The sequence below is a fragment of the Vibrio sagamiensis NBRC 104589 genome, from assembly GCF_007990935.1.
GTDB classification, from domain to species: Bacteria; Pseudomonadota; Gammaproteobacteria; order Enterobacterales; family Vibrionaceae; genus Vibrio; species Vibrio sagamiensis.
The window spans coordinates 1-12,597 of the sequence record NZ_BJXJ01000041.1 but is presented as its reverse complement, the minus strand read 5'-3'; the positions used below and the strand labels follow the sequence as shown (position 1 = coordinate 12,597).

12 protein-coding genes, 1 riboswitch and 1 other annotated feature are annotated in these 12,597 nt (G+C 41.5%); of the genes, 11 read left to right on the top strand and 1 reads right to left on the bottom strand.

Annotated elements, in window-relative coordinates:
* Positions 1-52: 52 nt before the first annotated feature.
* Together VSA01S_RS16305 and VSA01S_RS16300 are read left to right on the top strand one after the other, a co-directional pair.
* Positions 53-322 (top strand): hypothetical protein, encoded by a 270-nt coding sequence (locus VSA01S_RS16305; RefSeq protein WP_039981704.1) that lies wholly within the window; start codon positions 53-55, stop codon positions 320-322.
* Between the two features lie 115 nt (positions 323-437).
* Complete coding sequence (locus VSA01S_RS16300; protein ID WP_039981706.1) at positions 438-1,742, top strand: inosine/guanosine kinase; 1,305 nt, start codon at positions 438-440, stop codon at positions 1,740-1,742.
* Between the two features lie 129 nt (positions 1,743-1,871).
* Here the strand turns inward: VSA01S_RS16300 and VSA01S_RS16295 are convergent, their stop codons facing one another.
* Complete coding sequence (locus VSA01S_RS16295; protein ID WP_039981708.1) at positions 1,872-2,279, bottom strand: H-NS histone family protein; 408 nt, start codon at positions 2,277-2,279, stop codon at positions 1,872-1,874.
* Between the two features lie 587 nt (positions 2,280-2,866).
* Positions 2,867-3,045: riboswitch (Lysine riboswitch) on the top strand.
* Positions 3,046-3,154: 109 nt separating this feature from the next.
* Between VSA01S_RS16295 and VSA01S_RS16290 the strand changes: the two genes are divergently transcribed.
* The 9 genes from VSA01S_RS16290 (at position 3,155) to hisIE (ending at position 12,324) form a co-directional block, all read left to right on the top strand.
* Positions 3,155-4,756, top strand: coding sequence for a Na+/H+ antiporter NhaC family protein (locus VSA01S_RS16290; RefSeq protein ID WP_039981710.1), 1,602 nt, complete (start codon positions 3,155-3,157; stop codon positions 4,754-4,756).
* Positions 4,757-4,962: 206 nt separating this feature from the next.
* Positions 4,963-5,098, top strand: a sequence feature (His leader region).
* A 52-nt stretch (positions 5,099-5,150) separates the two neighbouring features.
* Positions 5,151-6,047 carry an ATP phosphoribosyltransferase gene (gene hisG, locus VSA01S_RS16285; protein WP_039981712.1) on the top strand — a complete coding sequence of 299 codons (897 nt, stop codon included), beginning with the start codon at positions 5,151-5,153 and terminating at the stop codon, positions 6,045-6,047.
* 4 nt (positions 6,048-6,051) lie between these two features.
* The gene (gene hisD, locus VSA01S_RS16280; protein WP_039981714.1) at positions 6,052-7,341 is read left to right on the top strand and encodes a histidinol dehydrogenase; all 1,290 of its coding nucleotides are present in this window, start codon (positions 6,052-6,054) and stop codon (positions 7,339-7,341) included.
* 21 nt (positions 7,342-7,362) lie between these two features.
* The gene (hisC, locus tag VSA01S_RS16275; RefSeq protein ID WP_039981716.1) at positions 7,363-8,403 is read left to right on the top strand and encodes a histidinol-phosphate transaminase; all 1,041 of its coding nucleotides are present in this window, start codon (positions 7,363-7,365) and stop codon (positions 8,401-8,403) included.
* Positions 8,404-8,472: 69 nt separating this feature from the next.
* Entirely contained in the window at positions 8,473-9,546 is a 1,074-nt protein-coding gene (gene hisB / locus VSA01S_RS16270) for a bifunctional histidinol-phosphatase/imidazoleglycerol-phosphate dehydratase HisB (protein ID WP_039981718.1), read from the top strand.
* 26 nt (positions 9,547-9,572) lie between these two features.
* The gene (gene hisH / locus VSA01S_RS16265) at positions 9,573-10,187 is read left to right on the top strand and encodes an imidazole glycerol phosphate synthase subunit HisH (protein ID WP_039981720.1); all 615 of its coding nucleotides are present in this window, start codon (positions 9,573-9,575) and stop codon (positions 10,185-10,187) included.
* A 12-nt stretch (positions 10,188-10,199) separates the two neighbouring features.
* The gene (gene hisA, locus VSA01S_RS16260; protein WP_039981722.1) at positions 10,200-10,937 is read left to right on the top strand and encodes a 1-(5-phosphoribosyl)-5-[(5-phosphoribosylamino)methylideneamino]imidazole-4-carboxamide isomerase; all 738 of its coding nucleotides are present in this window, start codon (positions 10,200-10,202) and stop codon (positions 10,935-10,937) included.
* Entirely contained in the window at positions 10,919-11,692 is a 774-nt protein-coding gene (gene hisF, locus VSA01S_RS16255; RefSeq protein WP_039981724.1) for an imidazole glycerol phosphate synthase subunit HisF, read from the top strand. Before hisA ends, hisF begins: the two co-directional genes overlap by 19 nt.
* Positions 11,689-12,324: a bifunctional phosphoribosyl-AMP cyclohydrolase/phosphoribosyl-ATP diphosphatase HisIE gene (gene hisIE / locus VSA01S_RS16250; protein ID WP_039981726.1), complete on the top strand. Its 636-nt coding sequence runs from the start codon at positions 11,689-11,691 to the stop codon at positions 12,322-12,324. The genes hisF and hisIE overlap by 4 nt, the downstream gene beginning before the upstream one ends.
* Positions 12,325-12,597: the final 273 nt, after the last annotated feature.

The following is a 12,597-nucleotide window of genomic DNA, read 5'->3' as shown; positions in this document are numbered from 1 at the left end:
GGCTACGGCATATATATGGCATCATTGTTAAAAAACAAGAGGAAAAAGCTAAATGATACAAGAAAATCAAATTTTGCAGGAAACTGAATTACTTGAAATAATAGAAAATCAACTTGAAGACGATAACCCCATTAAAGTTAAAGAAACGCTAATGCGACTAATGATGACTGGAACATCACGTGAAGATGCGGTTGCTATGATGGCTTGCGCTATGTCGATTGAAGTATTTGATGTAATGAAAAAGGAAGGTCAATTTGATCTAAAACGCTATACAGATCACCTTAATCAATTACCTAATTTAAGCTTTATGGAAGGTAAGTAAAACATTATAAATAAAATAATACAAAGCAAACGTTTGCTATAATGGTCGTTATTGCTGCTATTATGCAAGCGTTATAGAATCCGCTTTTATTTTTACCTTTACTCAGACAAACGATATGAAATTTCCTGGACAACGCAAATCAAAGCATTATTTTCCTGTACATGCTCGTGATCCACTTGTGACACAAGCACAGGAAAACAAGAAGATGACACGCACTCATGTTATTGGAATTGACCAAACATTGGTTGATATTGAAGCAAAAGTAACAACGAGTCTTATTGAAGAGTATGGTTTGAGTAAAGGTCATTCACTTGTTATTGATGATAAAAAGGCAGAGGCACTTTATCAGAAATTAAAAGATGAGAGGCTTATTACCAATGAGCACGCAGGTGGCACCATTGGTAATACTTTACATAATTACTCTGTGCTCGCTGATGATCGTTCAACATTACTTGGTGTAATGAGTCAAGATATAAAGATTGGTAGCTATGGTTACCGTTATTTATGTAATACATCCAGTCGTATGGACCTCAATTACTTACAAGGGGTTGATGGTGCAATTGGTCGATGTTTTGCATTAATTACTGAAGATGGTGAACGGACTTTCGCAATTAGTGAAGGACAAATGAACCAGCTTTCTGCAGATAGTATACCTGAGCATATTTTTCCTAATGCATCATCACTTGTCTTAACGGCTTATTTAGTTCGCTGTAAAGCTGGTGACCCTATGCCCGAAGCTACAATGAGAGCGATCAAATACGCTAAAAAATATGATGTACCTGTCGTATTAACTTTAGGGACTAAATTTGTAATCCAAGACGACCCAAAATTTTGGCAAGACTTCATTCGAGAACATGTATCCGTTGTTGCTATGAATGAAGACGAAGCAGAAGCGCTAACAGGTGAATCTGACCCATTAATGGCCTCAGATAAAACATTGGATTGGGCTGACCTAGTATTGTGTACAGCTGGCCCAGTTGGTCTATTTATGGCGGGTTATACTGAAGACAATACAAAGCGTGAAACGTCCTTACCGTTGTTGCCAGGCTCTATCGCAGAGTTTAATCGCTATGAATTTAGTCGGCCTGCTAAGCAAAACTCATGTTCCCATGCAATAAAGGTATATTCACATATTGCTCCTTATATGGGAGGACCAGAAAAAATAAAAAATACTAATGGCGCTGGAGATGCAGCTCTTTCTGCAGTTTTACATGATATGGCTGCAAATAAATACCATAAAGAAAATGTTCCTAACTCAAGTAAGCATACTCATGAATATTTAACCTATTCTTCGTTCTCACAAGTTTGTAAATATGCAAATCGTGCAAGTTATGAAGTTCTTGTTCAACATTCACCGCGCCTTTCTCGTGGTTTACCAGAGAGGGAAGATAGCCTTGAAGAGGCATATTGGGAGCGTTAATTAATTGTTTTGACTGACGAATATGATTATATAAAAATGACGTAATAACTACGTCATTTTTTATTTATAAAACCTAGAAATAAAAAAAAGGCCATAATAAGGCCTTTTTATAAATACAATTTAATATAGTTAGATTAAAAAATCATCTAGAGATTTTCCAGAATCAAGATGTTCTTGAATAGCTGAAGGTGTACGACCTTGACCTGTCCAAGTTTTTTCTTCGCCATTTGTGTCTAAGTATTTATACTTAGCAGGACGAGGAGCACGCTTTGATTTCGCTTTTGATTTTGTTTCCCCTGCTAGCGCACTAATTAAAGCATTAACATCAATTCCGTCTAAAGCAATTTGCTCTGCAATAGCAGCAAGCTTAGCTTCTTGAGCGGCTAGTGCTTCTTGTTCCGCTTGCTCAGATTCTTGGCGTTCTTGAACAACAGTAGTTAATTTATCCAATGCTTCTTCTAATTGCTCAAGTGTCAATTCACGAGAAAATGCACGAAGGCTACGGATATTTAGAAGAGTTTTAGTCAGTTCAGACATAACGATTCCTATTTATAGATTTAAAGAGGTTAACATTTACTCTAATCAAAATGATGAAGAGAAGTGTAAATCTAGATTCAAAAGATTAAGTTCTTATATTTAACTTTATCTTTCTCATATGTGCAAATACTAATTTAAGATTTTTTTTAAATTTATCGCATTTTTATGCTTTGAGCCAATATTATTTAGGTTATTTGCCATTATTAAACATTTTAGAAATCTATCTTATTCACAAATCTTGCTGTAGTAAGCTCTCTAGTATTACTAAAATTAGGCTAAGTCATATTTCTTTACAATAATAGTGATGTATCATTTCACAGCTAAATTGTTATTTCTTTGTATACGATAAATAATTTGTTACATCTTTAAAAGTAGTAGTAATGTTTCATAGATGACAAGAAGAAATATCTATATATATTCAAATCTATATTTCGATCACATTTGCATGGTGAATGGTTTTGTAGTTATTCATTTAATTTAGCGTAATATGTTGCATTGTAGGGTTTGTTGAGTACAATAGAACTACCTGATGTAAAAATGCAGATTAATTGTTGAATAATTGTTTGATTTACAGTCAATTGTTTGCTTTTTGCCGTAGAGGTGCAGTCTTGAATAGTAGCTATTATTGGGGTGATGCCAATGAATAATAGTAAAAGGTGAGATTGCCGAAGTAAGTGACTTATCGAAATCATTTGCTGGGGTTGTATCTGAAAGGAACAACACTGCCATAGTAAATAACATTAAACTATGGAGCGCTACTGTAGGGTTGGGTTGAAGTGTTCACTTCCCTGTCGCTAAGTTCAACGTAAATGCGAATTGAAAATCCGCATTTTGTCTGCAGTAGATCTCTAACCAAACTTTGGTTTTTGAAGATCATGAATTTATTAGATTTTGCACAATCTCCACTCTCTTTGTTACCGCCAATCGTTGCACTAACTTTGGCAATTCTTACTCGCCGAGTTTTAATTTCTCTCGGAGTTGGTATCATACTGGGCGCATGCTTACTTAACGGCTGGTCTATTGATCATTCCTATAGCTACGTGCGTTCTCAAGTTTCCTCTGTTTTCATAAAAGAGGGCGGTATTAACACCTGGAATATGAGTATTGTTGGTTTTCTTATTATTCTTGGAATGACAACAGCTTTACTGACTTTGTCGGGTGGTACACGAGCTTTTGCCGAGTGGGCTCAAGCTCGAGTCAAAAGTAAACGTGGCTCGAAACTTCTTGCTGCTTTTCTAGGTGTATTTATTTTTGTTGATGACTATTTCAATAGTCTTGCTGTTGGTGCGATTTCACGTCCTGTTACTGATCGCTTTTATGTTTCTCGTGCCAAACTTGCTTATATCCTCGATTCTACTGCTGCACCAATGTGTGTCATTATGCCTGCTTCTAGCTGGGGCGCATATATTATCACTATCATTGGCGGTATTTTAGTGTCGCATGGAGTGACGGAGTACTCAGCACTTGGCGCTTATGTTCGTCTAATTCCTATGAACTTTTACGCAGTGTTCGCTTTGCTTATGGTATTCGCTGTTATTTGGTTTGGTTTAGATGTTGGGCAGATGCGCAGTAAAGAAATCGAGGCTTCTCAAGGTCGTGGTTTTGAAAGCGACGATGCGACAGATATGAAAGAAGCTCATCAACTCGATGAAGAACTTGATATCCGCGAAAGTGAAAAAGGTAAGGTATCAGATCTTGTGATGCCAATTGTTGTGCTCATCGTAGCAACGATAACTTCTATGATATTTACTGGCTCACAAGCATTAGCTGATAAAGGTAAAGCTTTTGATTTATTAGGGGCATTTGAAAATACTGACGTCGGTACTTCTTTAATTTATGGCAGTACACTGGGCTTCGTTGTTGCCTTATTTACTGTCTTGAGACAAGGTCTTGCGGTATCTGAAATTATTCGCACACTTTGGATTGGTGCTAAATCTATGTTTGGCGCTATATTGATTCTTGTTTTTGCATGGACGATTGGTTCTGTAATTGGTGACATGAAGACCGGTTCTTATTTGTCGAGTATGGCTCAAGGAAATATCCCTCCGCATTGGTTACCAGCTATCTTATTCCTATTGTCAGGGTTAATGGCTTTTTCTACAGGTACTTCTTGGGGAACCTTCGGGATTATGTTGCCTATTGCTGGAGATATGGCTGCAGCAACGGAGGTAGCGTTAATGCTTCCAATGCTCAGTTCTGTTTTAGCAGGTGCAGTATTCGGTGATCATTGCTCACCAATTTCTGATACCACGATACTTTCTTCTACAGGTGCAAGGTGCAACCATATTGACCACGTTGCGACTCAATTGCCTTATGCATTATCAGTAGCTATTGTATCTTTTATCGGATTTATTGTACTTGGTATGACTTTATCTATTGCGCTATCTTTCGCTGCAGCTTCTGTTGCTTTCATCTTAGTCTGTGTCGCTATGTCATGGTTTTCTAAAGCAAAGATGGAACCATATACGAATAAATGATTATCAATAATCGCTTATAAATACAAATAATTATATAAAGAATAGTAATTTATTAAAGGAGACAATGGTCTCCTTTATTTTTATTCAAATATATCAATTTTTATTAAATAAAGGCTTGAAAAAAACAATCAGCTTAGTTACTGTGGTTTTAACAGAACAATGTTATTGAGCATTAAGGAAAGTATGCGTAATTTAATCACTATCATTCATCACCATCATCACCCACTCTAGTCTTTCGGGAGATGTACGCATACCCGGGGGCAGGATACTCCCGGAGATGAAATTAAAAGTTTGACAAATTTCAACCCTCGGGAGGCTAATAATCCCCGAGGGTTTTTTAATGTTTTAGATTTATAAAACACTTAACTTTTAACATATTACACAGGGAAATGTCATGCAAACACAACGTTTAAGAATTGCTATTCAGAAGAAAGGCCGTCTTAGTAAAGAGAGCCAGATACTATTAAAAAAGTGCGGAGTTAAATTTAATCTTTTAGGTGAACGTTTGGTGGTTCACTCTGAAAATATGCCTATAGATTTACTTCTCGTTCGCGATGATGATATTCCCGGCCTGGTTATGGATGGTGTAGTTGATTTGGGCTTTATTGGTGAAAATGAATTAGAAGAGGTCCGTTTAGATCGTAAAGCGTTGGGAGAGCCTTGTGATTTTACTCAATTGCGTCGTCTCGATTTTGGTGGGTGCCGGCTATCTATAGCCATCGATAAAGATGCTGAATATCAAGGCCCACAAGATTTGGCTGGAAAGAGAATTGCTACTACCTATCCTCAACTTTTAAAAGCTTACTTGGACCAAGAAGGCGTGCCATTTTCAACTTGTATGCTAACTGGTTCAGTAGAAGTTGCCCCTCGTGCTGGTTTAGCAGATGCGATTGCTGATTTAGTATCAACGGGAGCAACCCTAGAAGCTAATGGACTAAAAGAAGTAGAGGTTATCTTCAAGTCTAAAGCTACTTTAATTCAGCGTAAGGGCGATTTTGAACCTGATAAAGCAGCTTTAATCGAAAAGCTTCTCACTCGAATGCAAGGTGTACAGCAAGCAAAAGAATCAAAATACATCATGTTACATTCACCTGCCGATAAGTTAGAGCAAATAAAAATGCTTCTACCTGGTGCGGAAGATCCTACCGTATTACCTCTCTCTGCAGACAAACAAAGAGTAGCTATCCACCTTGTGAGTACAGAAAATTTATTTTGGGAAACGATGGAACAGCTTAAAGAGTTGGGGGCGAGCTCCATTCTTGTTCTGCCAATTGAAAAAATGATGGAGTAATGTAATGAGAACTGTTGCTTGGCAAGCTTTAAGTAAGGTACAACAAGAGTCAATTCTTGTCCGCCCAGCGGTTACAGATGGAACAAATATTTCTGCGGCTGTATCTGATGTAATTGATAAAGTTCGTCGTAATGGCGATGCGGCACTTTTTGAACTGACAGAAAAATTTGATCGAGTAAAACCTGAAACGCTGCGAGTTTCATCACAAGTTGTCGCCGAAGCTTCACAACGCTTATCGCAGGATATGAAAGAAGCGCTAAATCAAGCTTATGAAAATATAGCTAAATTTCACAAAGCACAAAAGCCACAACCGATCAAAGTTGAGACACAACCTGGCGTTGTTTGTGAGCAAGTGACCAGGCCAATTCAAAAGGTTGGTTTATATATTCCAGGAGGGAGTGCGCCTTTGCCATCAACGGTTTTGATGCTTGGCGTGCCAGCTAAAATCGCTGGTTGTAATAAAGTCGTGCTTTGCTCACCACCACCTATTGCTGATGAAATCCTTTATGTGGCTCAACTGTGTGGTATAGACGAAATCTATAACTTAGGTGGCGGTCAAGCAATTGCAGCAATGGCTTATGGTACTGAGAGTGTCACCAAAGTCGATAAAATTTTTGGGCCAGGTAACGCCTACGTTACTGAAGCTAAGCGTCAGGTCAGTAATGACTTTCGTGGTGCTGCTATAGATATGCCAGCTGGTCCATCAGAGGTACTCGTTATTGCCGATGAGGCAGCAAACCCTGAGTTCATCGCGGCAGATTTATTGAGTCAAGCGGAGCATGGGCCAGACTCTCAAGTGGTATTGGTGACGCCTTCTCCTGTTTTGGCGGATCAAGTCACTGACGCTGTGCAGCGCCAGCTTAAAGAGCTTTCTCGTGCAGATATTGCTGAGCAAGCATTAGCTTCAAGCTTAATTGTGATTGCAGAGTCGCTTACTCAAGCTGTTGTGATTTCAAATTACTATGGCCCAGAGCATTTGATCATTCAAACTAAGAGTTCACGTGATCTTGTTCCGCTTCTCGATAATGCAGGCTCGATTTTTCTTGGTGATTGGTCGCCAGAGTCTGCAGGTGACTACGCTTCAGGAACCAATCATGTTTTACCAACATATGGTTATACACGTACTCATTCCAGTTTAGGTTTGGCGGATTTTTCAAAGCGCATGACGATTCAAGAGCTATCGGCACAGGGCTTGAAAAACTTAGCGTCGACAGTTGTTACTATGGCGGAAGCAGAAGGTCTTGATGCTCATAAACGTGCGGTAACCATTCGACTTGAAGCACTTAATAAATAATAAAATATAAGAGAAAATAAAATGGAAAAATTAGTGCGCAAACAAGTTCAACATTTGACCCCTTATTTATCGGCTCGCCGAATTGGTGGTAGCGGAGATGTTTGGTTGAATGCCAATGAATCCCCCTTTAATAATGAGTACAAAACCGATTTTGTGCGCCTTAATCGTTATAGTGAATGTCAACCAAAAGAATTGATTTCCGCTTATGCAGCCTATGCGGGTGTGAAACCAGAACAAACGCTGACTTCTCGCGGTGCAGATGAAGGCATTGAACTGCTGATTCGTGCATTCTGTGAGCCGGGTGAAGATGCGATTCTTTACTGTCCACCAACTTACGGTATGTATGCCATCAGCGCAGAAACCATCGGTGTAGAGCGAAAAACCGTGCCACTAACGTCAGATTGGCAACTAGACCTTGCAGGTATCGAAGCTAATCTGGATAACGTGAAACTGGTTTTTGTATGTTCGCCAAACAACCCGACGGGTAACTTGGTTAATCGTGAAGATATTGTCTCTCTGCTTGAGATGACAAAAGATCGTGCAATCGTGGTGATGGATGAAGCGTACATTGATTTTTGCCCTGAAGCATCAACGGTAGATTTACTGGCGCAATACCCGAATCTCGCAATTCTGCGTACTCTTTCGAAAGCTTTTGCGCTTGCTGGTCTGCGTTGTGGATTTACGCTTGCGAACGAAGAGCTGATTAATGTACTTCTTAAAGTTATCGCACCCTATCCAGTACCGGTGCCCGTTGCAGAAATTGCCACTCAAGCGCTTTCTGAAGCAGGCCTTGCACGAGCGAAGTTCCAAGTTCTCGATCTGAATGCAAACCGTGCTTATTTACAAGTGGGTTTGTCAATGATTCCGGGTTTGGAAGTGTTTGAAGGGTGGGGGAACTACCTATTGGTGAAATTCCCAGATGGTGATGGGCTTTTCAAAGCCGCTTGGGATACGGGTATTATTTTGCGTAACTCGCCAATCGAAAACTGTGTGCGTATTAGTGTAGGTAACCGTGACGAGTGCGAAAAAACACTTGGATTTATTAGAAACTACTACTCATAAGTAGAGAAAAAATTTATCGCTCTCGATCATTAGCGGGAGCGCCAAAAGAATAGCAATAAGGAAGTTCGAGTGAGCAAACAACAAAAAATCCTTTTTATCGACCGTGATGGCACCTTAATTGTTGAGCCGCCAGTTGATTTTCAAGTAGACCGTTTAGATAAGCTAAAACTAGAGCCATTCGTTATCCCAAGCCTGTTGTCGTTGCAGGATGCAGGGTACCGCTTAGTGATGGTCACTAACCAAGATGGTTTAGGCACCAACAGCTACCCACAAGCAGACTTTGATGCTCCACATAACATGATGATGGAGATCTTTGAATCTCAAGGTGTCAAGTTTGATGACGTGCTGATTTGTCCTCACTTCGATGAAGATAACTGCTCTTGTCGTAAGCCTAAATTGGGTTTGGTAAAAGAGTACCTTCAAGGTGGCAAAGTGGATTTCCAAAACTCGGTTGTGATCGGTGACCGCGTAACGGATTTACAATTAGCAGAAAACATGGCTATTCGTGGTATTCAATACAACCCAGAAACTATGGGTTGGAAACAGATCCTTAAAGATCTGACGGTTAAAGCCCGTGTTGCCAAAGTGATTCGTACCACGAAAGAGACGGACATAAAAGTTGCGGTGAACCTTGATGAACAAGGCGACAATGATATCTCTACAGGTCTTGGTTTCTTCGATCACATGCTGGATCAAATCGCGACGCACGGTGGATTCCAGATGGTGTGCAAAGTAGAAGGGGATCTACACATTGATGATCACCACACGGTAGAAGATACCGCTCTTGCTTTGGGTCAAGCGTTGAAAGAGGCCCTAGGTGATAAACGTGGTATTGGTCGCTTTGGCTTTAGCCTTCCAATGGATGAGTGTTTGGCACAATGTGCACTGGACCTATCTGGTCGTCCTTACCTTAAGTTCGACGCGCAGTTTAGCCGTGAGCAAGTGGGTGATCTTTCAACAGAGATGGTGGTTCACTTCTTCCGTTCTCTGACTGACACCCTAGCGTGTACGCTGCACCTTTCTTCTGCGGGCAACAATGATCACCACATCATTGAGAGCCTATTTAAAGCGTTTGGTCGTACTTTACGCCAAGCAATCAAAGTAGAAGGCACTGAGCTACCAAGTAGTAAAGGCGTACTTTAAGGCTAACGTTAGCAAGGAGATAAACAGTGATAGAACAGAAAGTGGTCATTATCGATACTGGCTGTGCCAACGTCTCTTCGGTGAAGTTTGCTATTGAACGCCTAGGTTATGACGTAACTATTTCAAAAGATCCACAAGTTGTATTGGCGGCTGACAAGTTATTCCTACCGGGCGTGGGAACCGCCAGTGAAGCGATGAACAACCTAGAAGAGCGTGACCTAATCAGCTTGGTAAAACAGGTAGAGAGGCCGCTGCTTGGGATCTGTTTAGGTATGCAATTGTTGGGCAAAATGTCTCAAGAGAAAGGCCAGAAAGCTGATGAATTAGTTGAGTGTCTTGGACTTTGTGACGGTGAGGTGAAGTTACTAAAAACTGGCGACTTGCCTCTACCACATATGGGTTGGAACACGGTGTCTGCAAAAGCAGGTAATCCATTGTTCAAAGGTATTGAAGAAGGTGAGTACTTCTACTTCGTGCACAGCTTTGCAATGCCAGTTGGGGATTACACGATTGCTGAATGTGAATACGGCAACCCGTTCACAGCCGCAGTACAAAGCGGTAACTACTACGGTGTGCAGTTCCACCCTGAGCGTTCTTCAAAAGCGGGCGCGAAGCTTATTCAAAACTTCTTAGAATTATAAAAGGGATTTAGTGTGATTATTCCAGCTCTTGATTTAATTGAAGGACAGGTGGTTCGCCTTTATCAAGGTGATTACGGCCAAGTAACCGAGTACAAAGTCGACCCAGTAGAGCAGTTCAACTTGTACCACCAAGCAGGTGCCAACTGGCTGCATTTAGTGGATTTAACTGGCGCGAAAGACACGACAGCACGTCAACTTAATTTGATTGCAAAGCTACTAGCAAGCACGCCAGCGAACATCCAAATCGGTGGTGGTGTGCGTACAGAGCAAGACGTGATTGATCTGTTAGAAGCCGGTGCGCAACGTGTTGTAGTCGGCTCTACAGCAGTAAAACAACCAGAGCTTGTGAAAGGTTGGATGGAAAAATACGGCGCAGAGAAAATCGTTCTCGCGCTAGACATTAACATCGACCAAAACGGCACACGTAAAGTGGCGATCTCTGGTTGGCAAGAAGATTCCGGCGTGACCATCGAATCACTTATCAACGATTATTTAACGGTAGGTTTGCAGCACGTGCTATGTACCGATATTTCTCGTGACGGTACGCTAGAAGGTTCAAACGTCGAGCTTTACGTCGACTTATGTAAACAGTACCCACAAGTGCAATTCCAATCTTCAGGTGGGATCGGGTCATTAGCGGATATCGAAGTGCTAAAAGGCAGCGGTGTTGCTGGCGTGATTGTCGGTCGCGCGCTTTTAGATGGCAAGTTCACAGCAGAGGAGGCGTTTGCATGTTGGCAAAGCGAATAATTCCATGTCTTGATGTTCGTGATGGACAAGTGGTGAAGGGCGTTCAATTCCGTAACCACGAAATCATTGGCGACATCGTTCCTCTGGCGCAGCGTTATGCAGAAGAAGGGGCTGATGAGCTTGTGTTCTACGATATTACCGCTTCAAGTGATGGTCGTGTCGTCGATAAAAGTTGGGTCGCTCGCGTTGCAGAAGTGATTGATATTCCTTTCTGTGTCGCTGGTGGTATTAAATCAGCAGAAGACGCAGCACGCATTCTTGAATTTGGCGCAGACAAGGTGTCTATCAACTCACCTGCATTGGCGAACCCTCAATTGATTACTGACCTTGCTGATAAGTTTGGTGTGCAATGTATTGTTGTTGGTATCGATTCATACTACGACGAAGAGACCGGTAAGTATCAGGTTTACCAGTTTACTGGTGATGAAGAACGCACCAAAGCGACCCAATGGGAAACTCGTGATTGGGTACAAGAAGTACAAAAACTTGGCGCTGGTGAAATCGTACTGAACATGATGAATCAAGACGGTGTGCGTAACGGCTACGATATTAAACAACTGAATATGGTGCGTGAAGTGTGTAGCGTACCATTGATTGCATCGGGGGGCGCTGGTGCTATGGAGCATTTCGCAGAAGCCTACCAAAAATCCAATGTGGATGGCGCGCTTGCTGCATCGGTATTCCACAAACAAGTCATCAACATTGGTGAACTAAAGCAGTATTTGAAACAACAAGGTATTGAGGTACGACTATGAGTGTAAAAGCCGCCGAAGTCAGTTCGTTAGCTGAACGTATCAACTGGGAAAAGGTAGGTGGCCTGGTCCCTGCCATCGTCCAAGATTTCCAATCTAGCCAAGTATTGATGATGGGTTACATGAACCAAGAGGCTTTGACCAAAACGGGCCAAACGAGCCAAGTGACATTTTACTCTCGCACCAAACAGCGTCTTTGGACCAAAGGTGAAACCTCTGGGAATGTACTGCAATTAGTGAATATGCAGCTCGATTGTGACAACGATACCCTATTGGTGAAAGTCAATCCTATTGGTCCAACGTGCCACTTGGGGACGAAAACTTGCTGGGATGTTGACCCTCAAGAGGAGTCACAAATGGTGTGGCTTCATCAACTTGAGCAGCTACTGGCTGCCCGCAAGAGTGCCGACCCAGATTCCTCTTATACTGCTAGTCTTTATGCCCGTGGTACCAAGCGTATTTCGCAAAAAGTGGGCGAAGAAGGCGTTGAAGTCGCGCTTGCGGCGACGTCGGGCGATAAGGCGGAGTTAGTGTGTGAATCAGCCGATTTGATTTACCACTTAATGGTATTACTTCAAGACCAAGGCCTATCGATGAATGACGTGGTGAATAAACTGAAAGAGCGTCATAAGTAAGGGAAGTTAGAGGTTATAGGATTCTAGGACCTAGGTTTTAGGATCCTAGGTGGTGGGTGCGGTTTGTTTTGTGGGTTTTATTGGTTTTTGAGGGAGTTGTTGGAATACAGAGCGCTTTGCTTATGGAATACAGAGTGTAAAGCCGTCATTCCAGCGAGCTAAAGCGAGACTAGGAATCTAGTTGTAGCGAGTATTTAAGTTAGGAATACGGAGCGCTTCGCTTACGGAAGTGTTGACATGGATATTAAGTGCATGAAAAATAATCCGTAATCC

Bases quoted from the DNA above. Each gene is read 5' to 3' on its own strand.
- hisF (WP_039981724.1), top strand. From the start codon at position 10,919: ATGTTGGCAAAGCGAATAATTCCATGTCTTGATGTTCGTGATGGACAA.
- hisD (WP_039981714.1), top strand. From the start codon at position 6,052: ATGAGAACTGTTGCTTGGCAAGCTTTAAGTAAGGTACAACAAGAGTCA.
- hisC (WP_039981716.1), top strand. From the start codon at position 7,363: ATGGAAAAATTAGTGCGCAAACAAGTTCAACATTTGACCCCTTATTTA.
- hisIE (WP_039981726.1), top strand. From the start codon at position 11,689: ATGAGTGTAAAAGCCGCCGAAGTCAGTTCGTTAGCTGAACGTATCAAC.
- VSA01S_RS16290 (WP_039981710.1), top strand. From the start codon at position 3,155: ATGAATTTATTAGATTTTGCACAATCTCCACTCTCTTTGTTACCGCCA.
- hisG (WP_039981712.1), top strand. From the start codon at position 5,151: ATGCAAACACAACGTTTAAGAATTGCTATTCAGAAGAAAGGCCGTCTT.
- VSA01S_RS16300 (WP_039981706.1), top strand. From the start codon at position 438: ATGAAATTTCCTGGACAACGCAAATCAAAGCATTATTTTCCTGTACAT.
- VSA01S_RS16295 (WP_039981708.1), bottom strand. From the start codon at position 2,279: ATGTCTGAACTGACTAAAACTCTTCTAAATATCCGTAGCCTTCGTGCA.
- VSA01S_RS16305 (WP_039981704.1), top strand. From the start codon at position 53: ATGATACAAGAAAATCAAATTTTGCAGGAAACTGAATTACTTGAAATA.